Source organism: Gilliamella sp. Pas-s27, from assembly GCF_009795865.1.
In the GTDB taxonomy this organism is placed as follows: domain Bacteria; phylum Pseudomonadota; class Gammaproteobacteria; order Enterobacterales; family Orbaceae; genus Gilliamella.
In genome coordinates, this window is the sequence record NZ_WTEW01000024.1 from 1 (window position 1) to 25,269 (window position 25,269).

Sequence of the window (25,269 nt, forward strand, 5' to 3'; positions counted from 1 at the left end):
CAATATTTATTAAACTCACGCCCAAGAAAACGGCATAAGTTTAAAAGCCCTGCCTCCTTTTATTCGAAGGAGTTAAGACAAATTGTACTTCATGGTGTAATCCAGGTTTTTTATTTAAAATCATATGGTTATATGATTATTTCTATTTTTAGTGTAGTTAGATTTGAGCTATCTTTGGCGTAAGTAAAAAACTAAAGTTAGTGTTAAAAAATTTTATGTGACTTTGTGCTTATGTAATAAAACAATCTATATTCAATCAATAATGTTTAAAAATATGGCGTTTAAATTAAATAGGTATTGCTTTATTATTTAATTACTATAATATGGTCACCTCTTTGACGCGGGGTGGAGCAGCTTGGTAGCTCGTCGGGCTCATAACCCGAAGGTCGTTGGTTCAAATCCAGCCCCCGCAACCAATTCTAAATCATTCTTTATATTTTCCTGTTTTTATATTCACTATTCCGATTTTGGCACCGCCAGCAATGTTGATACTGCTTCGCTAATGCGTCTTGCTATGTAGCTATTGTTCATAGTGTATAAATGAATGCCATCGACATTTTGTGAAACTAAATCAACAATCTGATCAATTGCATAAGCAATACCAGCATCACGAAATGCTTCTGGGTGGTGTTCGTATTTTGCCATCATTTGTTTGAATTTTTTAGGTAAATTCACCCCACACATCGATACCATGCGCTCGATTTGATTTTTATTGGTTACTGGCATAATGCCTGCTTCAATAGGTATCTTAATGCCCATATCGTAAGCTTTATCTAAAAAAGAATAAAAATAGTCATTATCAAAAAATAGCTGTGAAATAAGTTGATCAGTACCTGCATTGACCTTTTCTTTTAAGTGGATTAGATCTTGTTTTAGGGTTGAGGCTTCAAGGTGTCCTTCTGGGTAACATGCGCCAATCACGTTAAAATCACCGTTTTCTTTAATAAATGTTACCAGTTCGCTGGCAAAGCGAAAGTCATCTTTAGGTTGCACGTTAGGGCTGATATCACCACGTAACGCAAGCACATTATCAATTCCTGCACATTTAAGGTCATGTAGAATTTTTTGCATTTCGGCTTTATCAAAATTAATCCCCGGCAAATGAGCAACGCTTTCAATGCCATAAGTGTGTTTTAGCGAATGGGCAATATCAATGGTGGTTTGTCCATTTAAGCTACCACCAGCACCATAAGTGACACTGATAAAGTCGGGTTTGAAGTAGCCAAGTTCCCGTAAGGTGCTATAAATTGTCTCTAACGGCGAGGTTTTTTTAGGCGGAAAAACTTCAAAAGAGAACACGGTTTTTTTATTAAATAATAGATTTGTTTTCATTTATCTTATCCATTCGTTAGGTCGCTTATTTCCCTTATTGACGTTTCCGCCGCCAAAATAGGCGGCGGAAGTGTAAAGTTAGGCAAAGTTCAATGTCTTAAAAAAACATAATAACTTTGTAAGAACAGTGCCTAATTCAGTGTTTTTCTAACTTCTAAAGTGGCTTGAACAAGGTGTTGCAAGCTTTCAACGACTTCTTTTTCGCCACGCGTTTTTAAGCCACAGTCTGGATTGATCCATAATTTTTGGTTATCAATCTTCGCCAGTAACTTTTCAATCGTTGCTTTGATTTCGGTTACGGGTGGTACGCGTGGTGAATGGATGTCGTAAACCCCTGGCCCCACTTCGGTTTTAAAGTTGTTTGCATTTAGTACGTCAATCAACTGTAAATTAGAGCGAGAAGCCTCGAACGAAATAACATCGGCGTCCATTGCATCAATATCTTTAATAATGTCAGCAAATTCGCTATAACACATATGGGTGTGAATTTGCGTATCAGCTTGTACTTTGCTGTGTACTAATCTAAATGCAGGGATCGCCCAATCAAGGTATTCACTGTTCCAGTCGGCTTTACGCAGTGGTAGTTTTTCTTTCAATGCGGCTTCGTCAATTTGAATAACTTTAATGCCTGCGGCTTCAAGATCTAACACTTCGTCACCAATAGCCAATCCAATTTGGAATACTGATTCTTTTTGTGAAATATCTTCCCGTGGGAATGACCAATTTAGAATAGTCACAGGACCTGTTAACATGCCTTTTACGGGTTTATCAGTCAGACTTTGTGCATATTTTGAATATTCAACGGTAATCGGTTTAGAGCGTGAAATATCACCCCAAACAATCGGCGGCTTAACGCAACGTGTGCCATAAGATTGTACCCAAGCTTTTTCGGTAAAGACAAAGCCATTTAAGCTTTCGCCAAAATATTCGACCATGTCATTACGTTCAAATTCACCATGAACTAATACATCAATACCAATTTCTTCTTGTAATTTAATACACTGCGCAATTTTTTGTTTATTAAATTCAGTATATTCATTTAAGCAAATTTCGCCTTTTTTGAATTTAGCACGATTTAAACGTACGTCAGGCGTTTGTGGGAATGATCCAATCGTAGTGGTTGGTAATAGTGGTAAATTAAAGGCCTTTTTCTGCGCTGCTTCACGCACGGAAAATTCAGGTAAACGAGTAAAGTCTGAATCTTTTAACGCGGCCACTTTTTGGCGTACCGCTTGGTTTGCGCCTTCGCGTTCACGAGTAAATAATGTTTGGTTAGCTTTATAAGTGGCATTATTTTCAGCGTTTGCTTCTTTAAATAACTGACCGAGTTCAGCAAGTTCTTGTAGCTTTTCTTGAGCAAAAGCAAAATAAGCACGTTGTTGAATGGTTAATTTGGTCTCATTTTGTAAAGTATAAGGCACATGCAATAATGAGCATGAAGTATTGATCACAATATTTGTGGTTTTTTGTTTGATTTTGCTTAGCAATGCTAAGGTTTTTTGGTAATTGTTTTTCCAAATATTTTTGCCATTAACCACACCAGCAAATAACACTTTATCAGCAGGGAAACCATTATTTTCAAGCAAAGTTAATGACTGTTTACCTTCAACAAAATCAAGTCCAATACCATCAAAAGGTAATGCGATAAGTTCTTTATAACAATCACGCACATCACCAAAATAAGTTTGTAAAACAATCTTAGTTTGTCCTTTTACCGATAAAATGGCTTGATAAAGCTCCGTAAATAAAGCGATATCGTCTTTATTTAGATCCGTCACTAAAATTGGCTCGTCAATTTGGATCCACTCAGCACCCAGTGCGGTAAATTTTTGGATGATGTCTTGATAAGCTTTAATAATATCGGCTTTAAAATCACCAAGCTGTTTTTTACCTAAATACTGCGCTAATTTAAAAAATGTTAATGGCCCAACCACAACAGGTTTGGTTTGAATGCCAAGTGCTTTGGCTTCTTGATATTCATCAAATGGTTTAGAGCCCGCTAATTTGATTTGTACTGAATCTTCAATCTCAGGCACTAAATAGTGGTAATTAGTGTTGAACCATTTTTTCATTGCAAGTGCACGAACATCGCCTTTTTCGCCTTGATAACCACGTGCCATAGCAAAATAGCGGTCAAGTTCAGGCAAACCCAGATCTTGATAACGTTGTGGAATGACATTAAGTAAACATGCTGTATCTAATACCGCATCATAAAATGAAAAATCATTAGATGAAATAAACGCGATTTTTTGTGATGCTTGTTGTTGTAAATGTTCAGCTCGTAACGCTTTAGCTTCGTTTAATAATTCGGTTTGTGTTTTATTGCCTTTAAAATAGGCTTCTGTTGCAAATTTCAGTTCACGAAGTTTACCAACTCGAGGGTATCCAATAACAGCAGTATTCATTTTTTATTTCCTTTTTATCGTTTTTCTTTAGTGATAAAGAAGATAACAAAAAAAATAGATATTGAATAATTCTTGTTTTTTATTGGTTGATATAGTTTTTTTTTATACCAAATAAAATAATAAATCCCACTATCGTTAAATAGTAGGATTTATTATTAATTCTATAACTTTAAATCATTTTTGACGCCATTCACCATGAATAGGTCTTGAAAAGTGGGCAAGTACCGCAATCATACAGACTTCGATCGATGCTCCCCAATAAATATGACCTAAAATTTCGCTCCAAAGCTCATAACCATTTAAATTCCATAACCAACCAACTGTGCCTTCGGCATCATAAGCAGGGTGACGAAAACCAAGCAATGGGATTAAAAAGCCATGCATCACAACCGTAATAATGATGCCATAAAATGCCCCATACCATAGGCGGATTTTATTCCAATAATATGCACCAGCCACATAAACAAAGGCAAAAGCAAAACTGAATAACCAGTGGTAAAGCGTCACCGCACCTAAAACACTTGCACCTTGATAAAGGTAATCGAGCGAATGAGAATCAATCCCAAGCCAACCCAGCCATGCATCAATATGTGCCGCTGGCGGTGAAATTTCACCCGGTACTCGTGGAGGCATATTAACTTCTGAACCCCATTTTACTAATGAACTGAAAAATCCGCCAATGATTGTTGTCCAAATGATAACTTGACGATTTGTTTTATTTCCAAACATATTTAGGTTCCCGTTGTTATGATAGATATGTGTTCAGATTATACTCCTGTGTAATTTGGGATAAAAGAGGAATAAGTGGGGTTGGTGGTAATTATATAAGTTTAGTTAAATGGTGTGGGATTATGGATGTTTTTTACAATATGATAGGTTTATTTTTCCACTAGTAACATAAGGGTTTGTTTGGTTATTGAGCTGTTATTGTAAATAAGCGAAGTGAAAATGATTGTTGAAGGTAAATAACTCCAGTTGATATCTTTGTAAATTAACAATTTTTATCATTTGTATCATACCATTATTATAATATACTTACACAGATACTAAACACGGTAAGGGTATTTATAAAATATGTACATCAAAAAAGTAAAAATTAATAATTATAGGAATTTTAGAAATTTTGAAGCTATTTTACAAAAATTAACTGTTGTTGTTGGTGAAAACTGTACAGGTAAATCAAATTTTTTTTCTGCTTTATCCTTACCCTTAGCAAGCAACAGCATTGCCTACAATCAGAAAAAACTGAATGTATCTGATATTAATAGAGAAAGTATAAAAGAGTTTTACCGTTCAATAATAAATAGAGAACCTGAAGAGGAACAACTCAATAAGATACCAAAAGTTACAATAACGCTCCAGTTTGTAGAACCAAAAAATAGCTATGAGAAAGCTATTTTATTTAATTGGTTAATAAAAGATGAGGATGAGGATTGTTTTAAAATTCGATATGATTTTAAACCCAAAGATAATAAAGAATTCTTAAATACTGTACGTTCTTTATTAAAAGATTCAAAAATAGAAGATATAAACTGTTTTACTCTACCTATAGAATTTTATGATTATCAAATAGTGTCAGTAAATAATGAAAAGCTAATCAGTTTTAATGAACTAAAAAATATTAAAATTAATCATATTAATGCCGAACGTGATAATTTCTCAGATAGTAGCACAATGAAATCCAATAGCATACTCACGAGATTACTAATTAACAATTTAAATGAAACAGAAAAAAATATAATTAATCAAGCTTATATAAATTTTTTCTCTGAGATTGAGAGAACTAAAACATTTGAAAAAATTATTCAAATAAATGAAGAATTCGAAAATATTACAGACCATCTAAAACAATTGGAGTGTATTCCAAACCTACCTAATTTAAAAAATATTTTATCTAATATAACATTGAGATATGGGGAAGAGTTTCTTTATCAAAGAGGTTTAGGACAGAGAAATTTAATCTATATTTTCATTCTATTTGCTTATTATAAGATAAATAAATCTACTTTCAATTTATGTTGTATTGAAGAGCCTGAAGCGCATTTAAGTGTTAACAACCTAAAACTTGTTACTGATTTTATCCATAAAAGTGTCAATAATAGTAACTCTTTATTACAAACAATCATATCCACGCATAGTCCTACTGTGATTAATAAATTAAAACTATCAAACGTCCTTGTTTTGACTGGTGAAAAAGCTATTAATTTATCTAATACATCTCAAGAATTATTAAACTATCTTAGAAAACGCCCTAATTTCGATATTCTTAAATTGCTTTTTGCTAATAAAGTTATTTTAGTTGAGGGAACTACTGAGGAGATGCTAATAAATGCATTTTTAACTAGAAATTGTTCGAGGCTAAATAACATAGAAGTCATTTCGATTAATCAAAAGGGTTTTAAAACATTTTTAGATGTATGGTTAATTCTTAATAAAGAAAATAATAAGAAAAAAATTGGGATTATAAGAGATTTTGATAATCAACATAATGCAAAAAATGAGCATCAACAATATGATATCAAAAATGAAAATATCACAGTAAGAACAACAACAAAATATACACTTGAAGATGATTTTGTTGCTACAAATAATAATCTTAAGAGTTTAAATAAACTATTTAAAAAAAATTTTAATCAGGACGAAATGTCAAAGCACCTTAAATCAGATAAAGCTGAAGGTATGCTCCTAATTTGTGATACTTTACTTAAAAACGAAATAGAATTAAGCCTGCCTACTCATATTGACGAAGTGATAAGGAAAATATCATGTTAGAAATTCAAATAGCTGGAGCTGGAGCAGGTAAAACACACGAGTTAGCGCAAACAATAATTAAACACATTAATACTATAAATGACCATAAGGTAATTTTTGCGTTAACCTATACCAACTCAGCAACAGAAAAAATCTATTCCGAGATATTAAAATCATTAGGATATATTCCGAACAATGTAGTGATCGAAACAGTCCATAGTTTTTTACTTAATAAAATTATTTATCCATTTTCATTTTATATTTTAGGGGATAAATATAATAATTGTTCAACAATCTCACTTAAGGATGAAAAAAATAGTTATAAAGGACAGAAAATCAAAAGACTAAAATTAAAAAATATTATTCATTCTGAAAAAATATACAATATTTCTAAACAAATCATTGACGAAAATAATAGAAAACATAGTAACAAAGAAAAGAAAGCGAAGGTCAGGTTCATACTTGATCTATTACAAGCAAAAATTGCAAAGATTTTTATTGATGAAGTACAAGACCTTGATAGTGACGGACTAGAAACGTTTAATATTATAGCTAAAAAATGTTCTGATGTGTATATGATAGGAGATCCTAAACAAGCAATTAAGTATAGCAATGCTTTAATTGATTTTATTAGGAAAGTTGAATCTGAAACCTATGTAATATTGCATCCTATAAATAATGTAACTCGGCGAGTTCCATCAGAAATATTAGCTATTTCTAATCGTTTTTGTTATCCCAATCAAAAACAAAACTCAATAAATCAAAATAAAGGAATTTTGAAATATTTAGAATCAACACATCCACAATTTATCAAGATCATTCATGAATATATTAAAAAGCATATAGTTTGTATTGATAAAAAACAGGGTAGATACTCAACTAGTAAGCATATAAAAGTAACATTTCCTGATTTTATTGAAGAAAAAATTAAAGCTTATCCCTCTAAATTAGACAAAAACTTATTAGTAAAAGCAGCTCATATTGATTTTCTCGAAGAAATACAACAATCAAATATAGAAAAAGCTATTCAAGATTTACAAGCAAAATATTCCTTTCGTCTGAAAGAAGCTGAATATGCAGAATTTTCTTCTCAATTTAGCAAAAATCCTAAAAACATATTTAATATATCTAGTATAGATTCTATAAAAGGACTAGATTCGGATTCATGTGTCATTATCCTTTCTCTAAATATCTATAATTATTTAATACAAAATAATTTGCCACAAAAAAATAAATTCAATAAGGTGTGGAAGCAAGTTTATGTAGCCTTAACTCGAGCTAAACAAGAACTCATAATTGTTATTGATCATGAATTATTAGAAAAAGAAAACATCGATGCAATGAAAATTGAACTTGAAAAATTAGGTTTTGTACCCTATTAACATTCTTAGCTAAAACTGTGTGTAAATTTTTCTTTTGGTGTTACAAACAATCCTTATTGTCAATATTGATATGACAAAATCACTTTATACCTATATATATCCTCGCCCCCTCCCAAAAAACAAAAAAACCAACCCTGTATTTATTTACAGTATTTTTACTGCTATACTGCTAATATTACAACTAGCCTTATTTATTAATTTATTATGATAACTCAACTAACTATTAATAATTTTGCTATCGTCGATCGGTTGCTTGTGGATTTTTCTTTGGGGATGACGGCGATTACGGGTGAAACGGGCGCAGGGAAGTCGATTGCTATTGATGCATTGGGATTATGTTTAGGAAATCGTTCTGATGCTTCATCTATTCGACATGGCGCTGATCGTGTTGATATTTCTGCAAGTTTTGTGCTTGATGATACACCAGCGGCTTTTGCATGGTTACGCGAAAATCAACTTGATGAGGGCAATGAGTGTATTTTGCGACGAGTAATTAATCAAGATGGTCGCTCTAAAGCGTTTATTAATGGCCGTGCTGTTCCTATTTCGCAATTAAAAGATTTGGGGCAAATGTTGATTCAGATTCATGGGCAACATGAACATCAGCGCCTGTTACGCAGTGATTATCAGCAGTTGTTGTTAAATCATTATATGAATGAACCAACACTACTGGCCCAAATGCATCAAGCCTATAAGCAATGGAAAGAGGCAACACGGGCTTATCAGCAATATGAAACAACACGGCAAGAGCGTGATGCGCATATGCAGCTTTTACAATATCAATTGAAAGAACTCAATGAGTTTTCGCCCATTGAGGGAGAATATCAACAAATTGATGAAGAATACAAACGGTTATCTAACAGTGAACAGCTAATTAATTTAAGTCAGAAATCTGTTATGTTGTTAGACGAGGCAGACGACTATAACATCAGCAATTCGCTAAACAGTGTAAAAAATAGTGTTCAAGAACTAACCTCGCTCGATCCTACGTTAAATAATGTTTATAACATGTTGGAAGACGCATCGATCCAAATTAAAGAAGCAAGCGATGAGCTTCGTCACTATAGTGAACGTTTAGAGCTTGATCCTGCTCGAGTTATGCAACTTGAACAGCGGTTATCTAAACAGATTGCTTTGGCGCGTAAACATCATGTCTCACCCGAAGAATTGCCAAATTTGCATCAAACCTTGTTAGCTGAATTTAAACAGATCAATCAGCAAGATGAGCAAAGTGAACAACTTAAAAATGATATTACTAAATACCATCAAACTGCTGTTGAAATTGCCACAAAATTACATCAAAAAAGATTAACAATAAGTAAAACACTAGCCAAAAAAGTGACCACTATCATGCACGACTTATCCATGCCGAATGGTCAATTTAGTATTGATGTTGCTTTTGATGACAATCGATTAAACGAAGACGGCGCCGATCAGGTAACATTTTTAGTCAGCACCAATGCAGGGCAAAGCGCACAACCACTTGCAAAAGTGGCTTCAGGTGGTGAGCTGTCGCGTATTGCTTTGGCAATTCAGGTGTTAACAGCTCAAAAAATGGATACGCCAGCTTTAATTTTTGATGAAATTGATGTTGGTATTAGTGGACCAACAGCCGCTAAGGTCGGTCAGCTATTAAGGCAACTTGGTGAATCAACGCAAGTGATTACAGTAACCCACTTACCACAAGTTGCAGGACAAGCAAATCAGCACTATTTTGTTAGCAAACAAACCAACGGCAAGCAGACATCAACCGATATGCAAAAGCTAGATAATACAGGTCGTTTAAACGAACTTGCTCGGTTATTAGGGGGCGACAAAATTACTGATGCAACATTAGCCAATGCGAAAGAGCTACTTATTATCTAACCGAATTGTGGTAATATAACGCTTTCATTTTAGGTAGGAAGGAAGCTGGCTTATGAGTCTAACAGGTAAACGTATCTTATTAGGAATTACTGGCGGCATTGCTGCTTATAAATGCCCTGATCTGGTTCGTCATTTAAAAAAATGTGGCGCACAAGTGCGTGTTGTTTTGACCGATTCAGCTAGCCATTTTGTTACTAAAATGACATTACAAGCGGTTTCGGGCAATTCGGTATCGAGTGATTTATTTGATCCATCTGCCGAGCTGTCTATGAGTCATATTGAACTGGCCAAATGGGCCGATTTAGTCCTTATTGCCCCAGCTACAGCCAATATTATTGCCAAAATAGCTAACGGCATTGCCGATGATTTATTATCAACAGTTTGCTTAGCAACACCGTCGCCAGTTGTTATTGCACCAGCAATGAATCAACAAATGTATAAAGCGGCGGCGACGCAACATAACTTATCAGTATTAGCATCAAGAAACACCTTAATTTTAGGGCCTGACAGTGGCTTTCAAGCCTGTGGTGATATTGGGCCGGGGAGAATGTTAGAGCCTGAAACAATCGTTGAAAATATTAAACAGTATTTTTCAACCACTGCGGTACTTTCAGGTATATCGATAACGATTACTGCAGGGCCAACAATTGAAGAAATCGATCCTGTCCGTTATATTAGTAATTACAGTTCGGGTAAAATGGGTTTTGCAATTGCAAATGCTGCGGCGCAAATGGGTGCAACGGTCACCTTAATCAGTGGGCCGGTTCATTTAGATACACCAAATAATGTTAACCGAATTGATGTTAAAAGCGCTAGGCAGATGTATGACCAAGCATTGGAGCATGCCCAAAAATCGACGATTTTTATTTCTTGTGCCGCCGTTGCTGACTATCATGCTAAAACAATTGCGACGCAAAAAATCAAAAAAACGGGCGATAACGATGAACTTGTGATTGAACTAGTAAAAAATCCCGACATTGTTGCAAGTGTTGCCGCATTAAAAACACATCGTCCTTTTGTCGTAGGGTTTGCTGCTGAAACCAATGATGTTAAAGCTTATGCACTAAAAAAATTAACGACGAAAAATCTAGATTTAATTTGCGCTAATGATGTATCAGACAAAAGCATCGGCTTTAATTCTGATCAAAATGCATTAACGCTATATTGGCAAAATGGTGAGCAAACGTTACCATTAAGCAACAAACAACAATTAGCAACACAATTACTTGAAGCAGTTATAAAACGATATAAAGCGAGTCACGATGAAAAGAAAAATTGATATAAAAGTATTAGACAAACGTTTAGGAAATGAATTCCCGCTACCTACTTATGCAACTGAAGGATCAGCAGGGATTGATTTGCGCGCAATGTTTGATAAAACAACCGAAATCAAACCAGGCGAAACCATCTTAACGCCAACAGGTTTATCAATGCACATTGCCGATCCTAGTTTAGCGGCATTGGTATTACCGCGTTCAGGACTTGGTTCAAAAAATGGTATTGTGCTTGGTAATTTGGTTGGTTTGATTGATTCGGATTATCAAGGTCAATTATTTGTTCCAGTTTGGAACCGAAGTCAAACCCCTTTTGTGATTGAAGCAGGCGATCGAATTGCCCAACTAATCATTGTTCCGGTTGTACAAGCTGAATTTAACATTGTTGATGAATTTGTTGAGTCAGCACGAGGTGAAGGTGGATTTGGGCATTCGGGTAAAAAATGATTGTGACAAACAAAAATAAAAATCGGAAAGAAGACATATTACAGGCATTAGCCAAAATGCTTGAATCCAATGAAGGTACACAACGCATTACGACAGCTAAATTAGCGGCAACGGTTGGGGTTTCTGAGGCAGCGCTTTATCGACATTTTCCTAGCAAAACCAAAATGTTTGAAAGCTTAATTGTCTATATTGAAGATATCTTGTTGTCTCGAATTAATGTCATTATGCAAGATGAGCCAAAAACATATACTCGCTTACAACTTATTCTTGCTTTGATATTAGGCTTTTCTGAAAAAAACCCAGGATTAACTCGAATTATGACTGGGCACGCATTAATGTTTGAACAAGATCAATTACAAGAACGCATTAGCCAACTATTTGAACGGATTGAAACACAAATTAAGCAAGTCTTACGTGAGCGTAAAATTCGTGAAGGCGTTGCGTTCAGTACTGATGAGCGTATTTTATCTAGCCAATTATTGGCTTTTTGCGAAGGTATGATGGCGCGTTATTCTCGTTCAGGTTTTAAACATCTACCAACAACTGATTTTGATACACGTTGGGCTTTATTAGCTAAACAACTGATTTAGTTCATGTCGATAAAACACGTTGACAGAAATATCAGTTACCGATTACTGAGGATAATATTATGAGTAATAATAATACAAATTTTGAACTCTTTTTAAATCATATCATTTATTTTATCAAAAGATATGATGGGGTTGTATTTAGTTATATTGCCCATTTTTGCTTTGCTATTCTTATTTTGATTATTGGTAGAGCTATCGCTCGGTTTATTAGCAACCAATTAAAACGCATATTATCAAACCGCCATGTTGACCCGACTGTGGTTAAATTTGTCAGTGCCTTATCGTATTATGCCATCCTTGTTATGACATTGGTGGCAGTTTTAGGCCAATTAGGTGTACAAACCGCATCGATTGTCGCTATTATTGGTGCGGCAGGATTAGCAGTTGGTTTGGCATTGCAAGGCTCTCTATCCAACTTTGCAGCAGGGGTTATTTTAATTATTTTCCGCCCATTTAAAGTAGGCGAAACAGTTGTGATTAATAGCCAGCAAGGTGTGGTTGATTCAATACAAATTTTTTCAACATCCATAATCACATCCACCAACGAACTTGTTGTGATACCTAACAGTCAAGTCGTCAATTCTAATATTGTAAACTACACACGATTGCCTGAAAGACGTTTAGATTTGGTGGTTAATGTTGGATATGATTCTGATATTCAAACCGTTTACCAAGTGTTAAAACAAGCAGTTGATAACACAAAAAATATATTAACAACCAAAGAGTCAACTATTCGATTAGATGTTTTAGATGCTTCTTCAATGAATTTTAATGTATTAGTTTGGACATTAAATGAAAACTACGGAGCAGTAAAAGGTGAGCTACTTGAAAATATCAAAAATGGATTAACGGAAAATAATATCAATATTCCATATCCAACTATGGATGTAAATGTTAACAATAAGTCGTAATTTATTAAATAATCCCTTATTAAATTGACACTTATTTAAAATGCCGTCGATAAATATCAACGGCATTTTTTATCTTAATTAAATATCTTGATCCATATTTAACGCTGGTTTTTCGCAATCAGGGCAACCCACCACTTTGGCTGGCACACCTGCAACGGTGGTATGTTGCGGTACAGGATCTAACACAACAGAACCCGCCCCAATTTTAGCACCTTTACCGATTTCGATATTACCTAAAATTGTTGAGTGAGCGCCAATCATTACCCCTTCTCGAATTTTAGGATGACGATCGCCGTTTTCTTTACCCGTACCGCCTAATGTAACGGATTGCAAAATAGAAACATCATTCTCAATTACGACCGTTTCACCAATCACAATCCCCGTTGCGTGATCAAACATCACACCGCAACCAATTTTTGCCGCTGGATGAATATCCACGCCAAATACTATCGCAATTTGGCTTTGCAAAAAAATGGCCAATGATTTACGGTTTTGTTTCCAAAGCCAATGAGCAATTCGATAAGCCTGCAAAGACAAAAAGCCCTTGTAATAAAGAACAGGGGTTGAATAATAATTAGTGGCAGGATCACGAATATAAACAGCTATGATATCGCATATAGCGGATTGAATAATAGTCTCGTCTGCTTGATAAGCCTGCCTAGCAATTTCACGAATTTCAATAGCGGGCATAACCTGAGAGACCAGTTTATTAGCTAAAATATAGCTTAAAGCACTACCCAGATCTTCATGATTAAGTAAAGTTGCATGGAAATAACTTGCTAGCATTGGCTCGCTTTCCACTAATTCAAAGGCTTCTTGCCGAATGGTTTGCCATAACATTTCGTGGTTTACAACTATTTTTTTATCGTTCACTACAAGTCCCTATACACAATAACTAAAATTGCTAACATTGTTTCGCAAACTTTCCTTAGAAGCAAGAATTGTATTTATTTAATATTGATAAAAAAGAAAAATGGAAACAATATGTTCCCATTTTTGTAATTATTAGTGCTAATTTAAAACTATTGTTGCTTTGCCTTTTTCTCGTCACTTAAAGTAAATATTGCTATTATCGAAGTAAGTAAAACAACGCCTGCAAGCACATAAAATGTTGTTGCATATCCTGTATTATCAAATAATTTACCCACCAACCATGACAACACAATAACACCAAGATTTGATGAAATATTAAAACCGACTAAGTAAAGTGTAGCAGATAATCGGGCATCAAAATTACCTACAATATATTTAAACATTGCCAAAATAAATAAGGGAATTTCAATCGCATGAAATAGTTTTACTAACGAAATTAAATAAATATTATCTAATGTTGCAGATAATGTAATTCGGCAAATCATGACTAGTGCAGCAACTAATAACGATTTTTTAGCCCCCATTTTGTTAATAAAATAAGGAGCAATAATCATACAAGTTGCTTCTAAAAAGACTTGGAAAGAATTTAAATAGCCATAAACTTCATAACCATCTTCTGGTTTGTCAAAAAAGCTAGTATAAAAATTAGGAAATAATTGCTGATCATAGATAGTGTAAAAACTGTAGGTACCAATAACAAACAACACAAACAACCAAAATCTTTGTAATCCAAACAAAGAAAAGATTTCGCCCATTGTTGGAATGGTCGTTGTTTTTTCTGTTAAAATGGTATTGTTATTTTTACTCGATAATGTTTGATAGTGTTTTGGTTTAAATACAATATTAATAGTAAAAAAGACAGCCGCAACAACCGACGCCATCCAAAAATTAATATGAGGATCAATACCAAATAACTTACCCGCAACAAATGTTGCAGCAGCATAACCAAATGATCCCCAAAAACGAGCAGAACCAAATTCAAAGCCAAATAATCGGCTAATACGTTCAATAAAAGAGTCAATCAAAGCGCTACCTGAAATAAAGCTGGCACTTAAAACTGGTGCACCAATACAAACTCCCCAAATAAAATTATTTTGCAATAAAGGTTCATATATATAAATTAAAAATGGACCAATAAGTATCATAACGATACTTTGAAAAGTAACAACTGCTTTACCTGTTTGTAGTTTATCTTGAATAATGCCATAAAAAATCATAAAAAACATGGCAGCAGCAGAATTGGCCGCATAAACAATACCTAACTGCTCACCCGATAAGCCAATTTTACTTTTTAACCAAATGGCATAAAAAGACCACCACAACGACCATGCGGCATAAAATGTAAAAAGGTAACCAGATGAGAACCAATAATTTCTGTTTTTCACTATATTCATATTTATTACCCTATATTCAGTTTCTTTTAACGTTAACATGTTAATGTTAACATTATGAGCATATTTAATAAGGAATAAACATAACCAATTCTCATAATTGCTACTTATCTCACATTTTTTATCATTTATCATTGTGTTATCATTTTATCGAGTTATTATTAATCGTTAATCGTCTATATTTGCAAGTAAAAAGGATTTATATATGGCTTCACTAAAGGATGTTGCAAAACTGGCATCAGTATCTTTAATGACAGTATCTAGGGCAATAAATGATCCCAGCAAATTAAACAAAGAAACTTATAATCGAGTCAAGCAAGCCATTGATCAGCTTAATTATGTTCCCGACTTGTCAGCTCGAAAAATTAGAGGTGATAATTCAGGACCTCGTGCTATTGGGGTGCTAGCCTTAGAAACAGCAATGACACCTTTTTCGGTTGAATTACTACAAGCGATTGAGAAAACCGCTCAACAATATGGTTGGAATACTTTTATTGTAAATTTGTTTGATGATAAACACGCCGATCATGCAATTAACACGCTATTATCATATAGACCCGATGGAATTATTTATACAACAATGGGGTTACGAAAAGTTGATCTACCTAAAAAATTACTTAAAAAAAATCTAGTATTAGCTAATTGTATTAGTAATTCTGAAAAATTACCTTGTTATATACCAGACGACTATTTAGGTCAATATCATGCTATGCAACAAGTAATTCAAAAAGGTTATAAAAAACCTTTATGTATCTACCTATCAGATAAAACCTTGGCAGGTAGTACTAGACGTAGAGCAGCCGAACAAGCATGGCAAGATGCAGGAAAAAACATAAAAGATTTAAAAAGTTATCATATAACTTATTTACCAAGTAATATTAAGCAAGAATATATGATGACGGTTGATATATTGAAACAACATTGTAATAAAACACTTGATTTTGATGTGCTAATTTGTGGAAACGACCGCATTGCTTTTGTAGCTTATCAATTTTTACTTGGTCAAGGTCTTCACATTCCATCGGATATCGCTGTATTAGGTTATGATAATATGGTGGGTACTGGTGAGCTATTTTACCCGCCACTAACGACCGTCCAACTTCCCCATTATGAAATTGGTAAACAAGCGGCCTTACATATAATTACCAAACAAACCCAAAAAGAGATAGTACATGTGGCATCACCTTATTTAGAAAGGAAATCTTTATAATTCAAACAAGCAAAAACTAAATTAATTCGAAATTTTTGTATCATTTAGATAATGGTTAAATTTACATTATTTTTTATATAAACGTCACCACTAACTAAAACATCTTAACCAAACAAGCTATTAACCAGTATTCACTGCCATTAGGCAGTGAATAAATATTACGCATAAATAGACTTTAATTGCCAACTATCTAATTTAGTCACTTTAGCTTGTCCATTTTCAGCAAATAAATTAATTTGACGCTTTGCCGGTAATTTAGGGTAAATACGGCTTGAAAAACTGTATAAATCTTCATTAACAAATACTTCGACTGATGAGGAATCAATAAAAACGTGCAAGGTTAATTTATCTGTTTCGGGTAACGGTACACTGCGATAACCTTGTAATTCAAGACCAGATAAGCTCCTATCAAGCACAATACGATTTGATTGCAGATCAACAAACAGTAATGTAGCTTGATTACCATCTTCAGTAGCGGCAAGTTGCAATCCAAACCGCTCGGCATCGCTTTGGGTTAAATCAAATTCAATCTTAAGTTCACAGCTAATGGATTGAATATGCGTATTTTTAAGTTGATTGTTTAGGATGATATTACTTAGCGATTGTGGCTTTTCTCGTAATGCTTCAAGCTCTTTAATTGGACGATTTCGGACTTTATTATTTTGATCTAAAATAAGTTCACGTGGAAGAGTAAACATGCCTGCCCATTTATCTTTTTTGCTTGGCATGGCTGATTCCCACATATCCATCCAAGCAAAAACAATACGACGCCCATCAGCGGCAAGAAAGGATTGTGGTGCATAAAAATCATGTCCAAAATCCATTTCTTGGAACGGTTTAATAACCGAAAAAGGTTTTCCTGGTTGCCAATCACCAACAATATAACCTGACTGAAAACGATTACGATATTGATACCCTTTTGCTTTCATTCCTTGCGGTGAAAACATCAAAACCCATTTATCACCAAGTGGAAAAAAGTCTGGGCATTCAAGCATATAAACATTAGGATCAATATTACTGACAACAATCTGATCAAATTCCCAATGTTTTAAATCATTAGAACAATAAAGTAAGACCTCACCCACATCATCAGGAGTTCGTTGACCAACGACCATCCACCATTTACCGTCTTGCTGCCAAACTTTAGGATCACGAAAATGCATAATTCCATCTTTAGGAACAAGCACTGTGCCCTGTTTTTCAAAATGAATACCATCTCTACTAATTGCAAGGCATTGAGTTTGGCTGATTTGAGAATCGTTTCCTTCACCATTTAACCAAATATGACCAGTATAAAGCAGGCACAGTTCACCATGGTTATCAACAGCAGAACCTGAAAAGCAACCACTTTTATCAAATTCTTGATCAGGTGCAATGGCTATTGGTAATCGACGCCATGTTACCAAATCATCACTTACCATATGCCCCCAATGCATAGGTCCCCAATTTTCATTATAGGGATGATGTTGATAAAAAGCATGATATTGCCCTTTAAAATAGATTAACCCATTAGGATCATTCATCCATCCCGCTTGTGGTGCTAAATGAAAATGTGGATAGTATTCTTTATTCATCTCTTTTTCTAAATTTTCAACAGCTTGATTAGCTTTATCAATAGCATTAGACATAAAATCCCCTTTATTCACCCAATATTAGATTGATATAATTACATAGTACTCCAACTTATCTGTTAACGTTAACTAATGTTAAAATAACAAGAGAAATATGTGATTAATATCACACATTTTTAATATTAACCATGATTTTTTTGATAAATGATTTAGTCTATGATTAATCTTTAATAACAATATATTAAATAATAAAACCTAACTAATTTACATAAAATATCGATATATTCACTGAATTTAAACATAATTAACACAAATTAGGTCGTAAAATGAATAATACTAAAGTTTGGTCTCTTGGCGATGCCGTCGTTGATTTATTACCCCTTGGTGATATGAATTATAAAGCATGTGCTGGTGGCGCACCGGCTAATGTTGCCATTGGTGTTGCAAAATTAGGTCTTCAGTCGGGATTTATTGGGCGAGTAGGCAACGATCCTTTTGGTCATTTTATGGAAAAAACATTTTGCCAACATCACGTTGATTGCCAAAGCCTTGAAAAAGATGAACACCACAAAACCAGTACCGTAGTGGTTGATTTAGGTAACAACGGGGAACGAAGCTTTACTTTTTTAGTTTCGCCATCGGCCGATCAATTTTTATCTCAACAAGCGATTCCTAAATTTAACCAAGATATTTTACATTTTTGCTCGCTAGCTTTAGTTGGGCAGAATTGCCGTCAAACATTAAAAACAGCGATTGAAAGGTTGAATGGTAAAAAGGGTTTAATCAGCTTTGATGTCAATTTACGTGAACAAATGTGGCATGATAAAAACGAAATGCGCACAATTATTACGCAATTTTGTCATGATGCCGACATACTAAAACTTTCTGATGAAGAGCTATTTTGGCTAACCGAATCTAACGATTGGTGTGCCGCTTTAAATAAGTTACAACAACATTATGATGCAAAACTCAAATTAGTTACAAAAGGTAAAGATGGCAGTGTAGTTTTATGGCATGGTAAAACATTTTCGTTCGATTCATATCATGTTAACAGCATTGATACAACCGGTGCCGGCGATGCTTTCGTTGCAGGATTATTAAGTAGTATTGCAACGTCCGGTATGCCAGACGATAAACTTATGTTAGAAAGCATGATGACTATTGCCAGTGCTTGCGGCGCGTTAGCAACAACTCAAAAAGGGGCGTTAACTGCACTTCCTGATAGCGCTTTTTTACAATCGTTTATTAGTGATAACCCTGCATTAACAGCAAAACAAATGGCGTAGTAACATGAGCGAAAAAGAGAAAATGCTAGCAGGTTTGCTCTATAACCCAGAGATCGATTTACTGGCTAACGAAAGGCTTTATGCGCAAGATCTTTGTTTTCAAATAAACCAATTATCGCCATTAGCCAAACAGCAACGACAACAGTTATTCCAAATCCTATTAGGCAAAACTGGGCAACAGTTTACGATCATGCCTGGTTTTCAATGTGATTATGGCTACAATATTGAAATTGGCGAAAATTTTTTTGCTAATTTCAATTGCATTATGTTAGATGCGGCTAAAATTACTTTTGGCGATAATGTACTGGTTGCACCCAATTGTGGATTTTATACCTCAGGACACCCATTAGATTGCCAAACTCGTAATAACGGACTTGAATTTGCAAAGCCAATTACAATCGGCAATCACGTTTGGATCGGCGGCAATGTGATTGTATTACCTAATGTGACCATTGGCGATAACACAGTTATTGCAGCTGGCAGTATAGTTGATCGTGATATACCAAGCAATGTCATTGCGATGGGCACACCTTGCCGCGTTTATAAAACACAGCTATAACACTTAAGTTATAGCTTACTACACTGTTCTCGAGCCCATTTATCAATTACTAACACATCCTCGATGGTCTGAGGTTCAGGTAAATTGAGTTTATCTAAGGTTGCCGCAACTTGATTTGCAATATCCATAAAACCGATTTTGCGTTGTAAAAAAGCCTCGACAGCTATTTCATTGGCGGCATTTAAAGCCGTCGTTGCCGCTTGTCCTTGATTAAAAGCATCTATAGCCAATTTTAGGCAAGGATAGCGATTAAAATCAGGGGCATTAAACGTCAATGCCGAAACTTTTGTAAAATCTAAGGGTGGTACAGTTGACAAAATACGCTGTGGATATGACATCGCATAGGCAATTGGCGTACACATATCAGGCACACCAAGTTCGGCCACCACACTACCATCTTGATAACGCACCATGGAATGGATGATTGATTGCGGATGAATAATAATTTCCATTTCATCAGTACTAGCATTAAATAACCAACGAGCCTCAATATACTCAAGCCCTTTATTCATCATCGTTGCCGAATCGACAGATATTTTTTTACCCATTGACCAATTAGGGTGAGCCACTGCTTGCTCGGGAGTAACGTGCGCTAGTTTAGCTAAATCCCAATCACGAAATGGTCCACCAGATCCTGTTAACACAATTTTAGTAATGCCATGATCAGCAAGACTAGCAAAACCTAAATCATGCTGTACCGCCGTTGGCAAACTCTGAAAAATAGCGTTATGCTCGCTGTCCACTGGTAACAACTCAGCGCCATACTCTTTAAGCGCTTGCATAAACAAATGCCCACAGGTTACTAGCGATTCTTTATTGGCCAGAAAAATACGCTTACCTTTTTTAATCGCAGCAAGCGTTGGTTTTAATCCTGCCGCACCCACAATAGCCGCCATCACTTGATCGACTTCAGGCAACTGCGCTAAGTCACAAATGGCGTGTTCACCACTTAATACATCAATATCCAATTTTAAATTAGCAAGATTTGCTTTTAACTCTGCCGCGGCTTGTGCGGTTGCCATGGCAACATATTTAGGCTTAAATTCTTGGCATTGCTCAGTCATTTTCGTTACATTGCTTCCACCAACTAAAGCATAAGCCTTAAAAAGCTGAGAGTTTTGACGAATAACCGTTAGCGTACTGCAACCAATTGAGCCTGTCGAACCTAAAATTGTAATGTTTTTCATATTAATAAATTAACGTTATCTTATGGTTATTAAAAAAAGTAATAAACTCATTACTCGGCGCTTTATCTGTAATAATTTGATTAAACAAAGTTAACCCACCAATAAAAGCTGGCCTCACTTGATCAAACTTAGTGTGATCCGCAATTAACATAGTTTGACCTGAACGTTGTATCGCGGCACGCTTCATATCAAGCTCATCAAAATGATAACACGTTACGCCTTGCTTAATATCAATCCCCGCAGCCGAAATAAATGCTTTATTCGGGCAAATCGAATTTAATTCACTTGGCTGACTAATAGCGGTAAAAATCGCATTATTCGCCTGATAATGCCCACCACATAAAATTGTCTTACAATTGGGTTTATTTTGTAATGCTAAAAATGCGTTTAACGAATAACAGATCGCAGTAAACGCCACATCATCATCAATAGCATCAATAATAAAAGGAATGGTGGTACCACAATCAAAAAACACGGTATCGTTTTCTACAACGCATTGACTGGCTATATTGGCAATATGTTGCTTTTCATAAACCTGTTTATCTTGTTGGTCTGACAAAAAGTACGGGGTGATTTGATGACGAGCATCACTAACAACATAGCCACCCAAAACACTTAGGGAACCGTCTACATTACTCAAATCTCGCCGAATGGTCATTTCTGAAACCGCCAACAGCTTGGCGGCATCTTTTAAATGAATCTTATCTGTTTTTTTTAAAAGTTGAATAAGATCATTCACTCTTTTTTGTGATTGTGTTTCCATGCTAATCCCATAAATCAACAGTAATAAGTTACATAAGTAGCTTATTAATTGATATGATTGATTAATAATCACTGGTCGAAGTGGCATCACCAGAAACAATCGCAATACCCGCACTAGCCCCTAAACGTGACGCCCCCGCATGAACCATTTTTTCAGCCGTTTGACGATCACGAATACCGCCCGATGCCTTAACGCCCATCGCATTACCAACAGTATCACGCATCAACTTAACATCCTCAACCGTTGCGCCAGATACACTAAACCCAGTCGAGGTTTTAACAAAAGCAACACCGATTTGCTTACAGATTTCACAGACTTTAACAATTTCGTCTTTAGTTAATAAACAAGTTTCTAAAATCACTTTTAATGGCATAGCACCACACGCATTAAATACCGCCTCAATATCTTGTTTAACCGCATCCCAATCGTTGCTTTTTAACCACCCCACATTAATAACCATATCGATTTCTTGCGCACCAGCTTTAACGGCCATTTCGGTTTCAAAGGCTTTAGCACTAGTTAGCATTGCACCTAACGGAAAGCCAACCACTGAACACACTTTTACATCGCTACCTTTTAGCAAACTAGCCACTAAAGGAACATAGCCTGAATTTACACAAACTGAATAAAAGTGATATTGTTTGGCTTCTTCACAGAGTTTAGTGATTTGGTCTTTTGTTGCGTTCATTGCAAGTAAAGTATGATCGATATAGTTTGCATAATTCATAGTGATGTCCTTAAATTTTTTAGTTTTGCTGTCTAATTTAATGAATTTGTTAGGTGTAAAATGTTATTTAAATAACAGATATAGGGTGATAATGTTATTATAGTAACATTATGAGTAATTGTAAAAAAGAGTACAGATAAAAATAAAAGGTTTTTGTTTTTTTGGAAAAAAACTGCAAAAAAAACTTCAATAAAATCAATACCTTTCCTGACTGATTTTTTATCAGTTTTCGATAATTTTTAGGCAAACCTGTCGTTAATAAAGTGTTATTTATTAAACAAAGGTAAGTTATGATAAAAACCTTATGATTTTTTAAAAGACTATGTTAATAATAAAACAGAAGCAATATTCTATTTTTAACAAAATCATTTAACTATAAAATTTTGTTAAATAAAAAATGGTGGAAAAGGTAAATGTTAGAGATAAAAATTTTACGTTATTTTCTTGCTCTTGCTAAAGAAGAAAGTATTACCGCTGCTGCAAATAATTTGCATTTGACTCAACCTACCTTATCCCGTCAACTTATGGAGCTTGAGCAGTCACTTGGCACGCCCCTATTTATTCGAGGCAGCAGGCGAATTACTTTAACAGATGAAGGTATAAGATTGCGTAAACGTGCTGAGGAGATACTTGAACTTGTTCATAAAACAGAAAGCGAGTTTCAATCCTTAAGCGAAAGTGTTTGTGGTGATATTTATATTGGATGTGCAGAAACCGATGCAATGAAGTTGGTGGTGAATGTTATTAAATTAATGCAAGATAGCTATCCGCAAATTCGAATCCATATTTATAGTGGTAATGCAAATGATGTAAGTGAGCGTATTGATAAGGGGTTATTGGACTTTGGTGTGTTAATCGAGCCTAGTCATCTAACAAAGTATGAATCATTATGTCTTCCTCAACAAGATACTTGGGGCGTATTAATGAGAAAAGACTGTGCGTTAGCAAACCTTAAGGTGATTTCTCCGTCTGATTTGCAGGCATTACCGCTAATTGTATCTCAACAAAAATATGTTAGTGATAGCATTGAAAAATGGTTTAAACTTAATTACGAAAAATTAAATATTACTGCAACATATAACTTAATTTTTAATGCGGCACTAATGGTTGAACAAAATATTGGCTATGCTTTGTGTTTAGATAAATTAATTAATACTGCAGGCAACACGCCACTTTGTTTTAGACCTTTATATCCAAAATTACAGGTAGATGTAAATATTGTTTGGAAAAAGCATCATGTATTTTCTAAAGCTGCTGAGCTGTTTTTAAAACAACTAAAAGAACATTTTTGATATTTATTTGCAACGTGATACAAAACGCTACTTATGTAAGAGATTGCCCTGTTATACGGTTAAATAACCAAAAGCTGAGCTTTATTAATATCAAGGCAAATAAAAAGATTAGCGCAGAACTAAAAAAGATTCCTTGCATTCCCTTATTATCAAAGATAAACCCGCCAATTGCAGCCGCTAATCCGATAGAAAACTGAATGGCAGCAACCGATAATCCCCCCATCATTTCAGCTTTATCGGCAAGCGTGCGGACAATCCAAGTTGACCATCCCACAGGGATAAAACCAAACATTAATCCCCAAGCAATAATAAGCAATATACTCATAGTTTTATTGGTATGGCTGAACATGAAGATAACAGCAAGAATCAATAAAATAAAATGAACCAGTATCATAGTTGTTTTAAATTGTTTACCCATAACAAAACCAGCAATAACAGTACCAATACAGTTAGCAATGCCAAATAGTAGTAAAATTGTAGATAGGGTATTGGTTGCTAAAGCAAGATTGTGTTCTAAAAACGGTCTTAAATAAGTGAATAAAATATGATATCCCCCATAACTTAATATGGTGGCAACTATTCCAAGCGTTATCCAGCGTTGCTTTAAGAGTAAAAACATATTTTTAAAACTGTTACCTTGCTGTGCGGGTAAAGAGGGTAATGCAATAAATTGCCAAATAAAAGCGATACCCCCTAGCAATGCGGATAGTAAAAAGATAGTTCGCCAACCAATAAGGTTTCCTAAATAACTTGCTAGCGGTAGTGATATAATCGTTGCAACTGAAACCCCCGCATAGATAGTACTCAATGCTCGAGGCAGATTTTTTTCCGATACAAGTTGTAACGTTACCGCTGAGGCCATAGACCAAAATCCACCAACACATATTCCCAATATACTGCGCCCCATTAATAAAATTGTGTAATTAGGGGTAAATGCGACTAATATATTAGCTATCACCAATAAAATAGACAGTGTTAATAACACCAATCGTCTATTTATATTTTGGGTTAGTGGCGCTAGCATTAAGCTAGCAAGAACAGCAAAAATCCCCACTGCGGTAACCGTTTGCCCCGCCATTCCTTCGGTAATATTTAGCGTTTGTGCAATAGGTGTTAATAAACTAATTGGAATGAATTCAGCCGAAATAAGACTCGTTACGCCCATAAATAGTGAAAAAACAGCAGACCAGTGTGAGTTTTTTTCTAATTTAGTGTGACTGGATAATGGTGTTTTCATTATATCAAGTCCCTTTTATTCAACTTGTTCAATTGTGAATTTAACGTTGGTGTTTCGGCTAGCAAGCGCTTCTAAACCTGATATGATCTTACTTATATAGATAAGTTCGTTAAGAGTATAAGCACTTCATCAACCCATGTAAAATACTTATATTTTATAGGTAGATATGCTTTAAAGGCATGAATTGTGCTTTTACATATTTTATTTCTAACTTA

General features: G+C 34.8%; 21 protein-coding genes and 1 tRNA gene. 12 read left to right on the top strand and 10 right to left on the bottom strand.

Features of this window, described 5'->3' with window-relative positions; translation table 11 throughout:
• Positions 1-339 precede the first annotated feature (339 nt).
• Positions 340-416, top strand: a tRNA-Met gene (locus GQ589_RS09425).
• A 40-nt stretch (positions 417-456) separates the two neighbouring features.
• Here GQ589_RS09425 and metF read toward each other — a convergent pair.
• The 3 genes from metF to GQ589_RS09440 all read right to left on the bottom strand — a co-directional run bounded on the left by metF (position 457) and on the right by GQ589_RS09440 (position 4,466).
• Positions 457-1,332 carry a methylenetetrahydrofolate reductase [NAD(P)H] gene (metF, locus tag GQ589_RS09430; RefSeq protein WP_160425814.1) on the bottom strand — a complete coding sequence of 292 codons (876 nt, stop codon included), beginning with the start codon at positions 1,330-1,332 and terminating at the stop codon, positions 457-459.
• Positions 1,333-1,463: 131 nt separating this feature from the next.
• Complete coding sequence (gene metE, locus GQ589_RS09435; RefSeq protein WP_160425815.1) at positions 1,464-3,737, bottom strand: 5-methyltetrahydropteroyltriglutamate--homocysteine S-methyltransferase; 2,274 nt, start codon at positions 3,735-3,737, stop codon at positions 1,464-1,466.
• Between the two features lie 174 nt (positions 3,738-3,911).
• Complete coding sequence (locus GQ589_RS09440; RefSeq protein ID WP_160400650.1) at positions 3,912-4,466, bottom strand: DUF1440 domain-containing protein; 555 nt, start codon at positions 4,464-4,466, stop codon at positions 3,912-3,914.
• Positions 4,467-4,811: 345 nt separating this feature from the next.
• Between GQ589_RS09440 and GQ589_RS09445 the strand changes: the two genes are divergently transcribed.
• From GQ589_RS09445 to GQ589_RS09475, 7 genes are all read left to right on the top strand, one after another.
• Entirely contained in the window at positions 4,812-6,509 is a 1,698-nt protein-coding gene (locus tag GQ589_RS09445; RefSeq protein ID WP_160425817.1) for an ATP-dependent endonuclease, read from the top strand.
• The gene (locus GQ589_RS09450) at positions 6,503-7,870 is read left to right on the top strand and encodes a UvrD-helicase domain-containing protein (RefSeq protein ID WP_160425819.1); all 1,368 of its coding nucleotides are present in this window, start codon (positions 6,503-6,505) and stop codon (positions 7,868-7,870) included. Before GQ589_RS09445 ends, GQ589_RS09450 begins: the two co-directional genes overlap by 7 nt.
• A gap of 204 nt (positions 7,871-8,074) precedes the next feature.
• Complete coding sequence (recN, locus tag GQ589_RS09455) at positions 8,075-9,736, top strand: DNA repair protein RecN (RefSeq protein WP_160425820.1); 1,662 nt, start codon at positions 8,075-8,077, stop codon at positions 9,734-9,736.
• Positions 9,737-9,788: 52 nt separating this feature from the next.
• Positions 9,789-11,015, top strand: coding sequence for a bifunctional phosphopantothenoylcysteine decarboxylase/phosphopantothenate--cysteine ligase CoaBC (gene coaBC, locus GQ589_RS09460; protein WP_160411789.1), 1,227 nt, complete (start codon positions 9,789-9,791; stop codon positions 11,013-11,015).
• Positions 10,999-11,457, top strand: coding sequence for a dUTP diphosphatase (gene dut, locus GQ589_RS09465; protein ID WP_034909576.1), 459 nt, complete (start codon positions 10,999-11,001; stop codon positions 11,455-11,457). The genes coaBC and dut overlap by 17 nt, the downstream gene beginning before the upstream one ends.
• Positions 11,454-12,047: a nucleoid occlusion factor SlmA gene (slmA, locus tag GQ589_RS09470; protein ID WP_160411790.1), complete on the top strand. Its 594-nt coding sequence runs from the start codon at positions 11,454-11,456 to the stop codon at positions 12,045-12,047. The genes dut and slmA overlap by 4 nt, the downstream gene beginning before the upstream one ends.
• A gap of 59 nt (positions 12,048-12,106) precedes the next feature.
• Positions 12,107-12,958 carry a mechanosensitive ion channel domain-containing protein gene (locus tag GQ589_RS09475; RefSeq protein WP_160425823.1) on the top strand — a complete coding sequence of 284 codons (852 nt, stop codon included), beginning with the start codon at positions 12,107-12,109 and terminating at the stop codon, positions 12,956-12,958.
• A gap of 78 nt (positions 12,959-13,036) precedes the next feature.
• On the opposite strand, the gene cysE is transcribed toward GQ589_RS09475, so the two are convergent.
• Positions 13,037-13,798, bottom strand: a complete 762-nt coding sequence (gene cysE, locus GQ589_RS09480) for a serine O-acetyltransferase (protein WP_160400742.1) — start codon at positions 13,796-13,798, stop codon at positions 13,037-13,039.
• 182 nt (positions 13,799-13,980) lie between these two features.
• Positions 13,981-15,225 carry an oligosaccharide MFS transporter gene (locus tag GQ589_RS09485; protein ID WP_160425824.1) on the bottom strand — a complete coding sequence of 415 codons (1,245 nt, stop codon included), beginning with the start codon at positions 15,223-15,225 and terminating at the stop codon, positions 13,981-13,983.
• 202 nt (positions 15,226-15,427) lie between these two features.
• Between GQ589_RS09485 and GQ589_RS09490 the strand changes: the two genes are divergently transcribed.
• A complete protein-coding gene (locus GQ589_RS09490; protein ID WP_160411793.1) occupies positions 15,428-16,432 on the top strand; it encodes a LacI family DNA-binding transcriptional regulator in 1,005 nt (334 codons plus the stop codon).
• A gap of 158 nt (positions 16,433-16,590) precedes the next feature.
• On the opposite strand, the gene GQ589_RS09495 is transcribed toward GQ589_RS09490, so the two are convergent.
• Positions 16,591-18,060 carry a glycoside hydrolase family 32 protein gene (locus GQ589_RS09495; RefSeq protein ID WP_160425826.1) on the bottom strand — a complete coding sequence of 490 codons (1,470 nt, stop codon included), beginning with the start codon at positions 18,058-18,060 and terminating at the stop codon, positions 16,591-16,593.
• Positions 18,061-18,329: 269 nt separating this feature from the next.
• On the opposite strand from GQ589_RS09495, the gene GQ589_RS09500 reads away from it, so the two are divergent.
• Both GQ589_RS09500 and GQ589_RS09505 read left to right on the top strand, forming a co-directional pair.
• Complete coding sequence (locus tag GQ589_RS09500) at positions 18,330-19,289, top strand: aminoimidazole riboside kinase (RefSeq protein ID WP_160425828.1); 960 nt, start codon at positions 18,330-18,332, stop codon at positions 19,287-19,289.
• A gap of 4 nt (positions 19,290-19,293) precedes the next feature.
• A complete protein-coding gene (locus GQ589_RS09505; RefSeq protein WP_160425830.1) occupies positions 19,294-19,848 on the top strand; it encodes a sugar O-acetyltransferase in 555 nt (184 codons plus the stop codon).
• 8 nt (positions 19,849-19,856) lie between these two features.
• Here the strand turns inward: GQ589_RS09505 and ispC are convergent, their stop codons facing one another.
• The 3 genes from ispC to deoC all read right to left on the bottom strand — a co-directional run bounded on the left by ispC (position 19,857) and on the right by deoC (position 22,531).
• Entirely contained in the window at positions 19,857-21,035 is a 1,179-nt protein-coding gene (ispC, locus tag GQ589_RS09510; protein ID WP_160425832.1) for a 1-deoxy-D-xylulose-5-phosphate reductoisomerase, read from the bottom strand.
• Between the two features lies 1 nt (position 21,036).
• Positions 21,037-21,798: a DNA-binding transcriptional repressor DeoR gene (deoR, locus tag GQ589_RS09515; RefSeq protein WP_160411798.1), complete on the bottom strand. Its 762-nt coding sequence runs from the start codon at positions 21,796-21,798 to the stop codon at positions 21,037-21,039.
• A 61-nt stretch (positions 21,799-21,859) separates the two neighbouring features.
• On the bottom strand, positions 21,860-22,531 hold the full coding sequence (gene deoC / locus GQ589_RS09520; protein ID WP_160425862.1) for a deoxyribose-phosphate aldolase: 672 nt from the start codon (positions 22,529-22,531) through the stop codon (positions 21,860-21,862).
• Between the two features lie 407 nt (positions 22,532-22,938).
• On the opposite strand from deoC, the gene GQ589_RS09525 reads away from it, so the two are divergent.
• Positions 22,939-23,817 (top strand): LysR family transcriptional regulator, encoded by an 879-nt coding sequence (locus GQ589_RS09525; RefSeq protein ID WP_160411799.1) that lies wholly within the window; start codon positions 22,939-22,941, stop codon positions 23,815-23,817.
• 31 nt (positions 23,818-23,848) lie between these two features.
• On the opposite strand, the gene GQ589_RS09530 is transcribed toward GQ589_RS09525, so the two are convergent.
• Positions 23,849-25,054 (bottom strand): MFS transporter, encoded by a 1,206-nt coding sequence (locus GQ589_RS09530; RefSeq protein WP_160425835.1) that lies wholly within the window; start codon positions 25,052-25,054, stop codon positions 23,849-23,851.
• Positions 25,055-25,269: the final 215 nt, after the last annotated feature.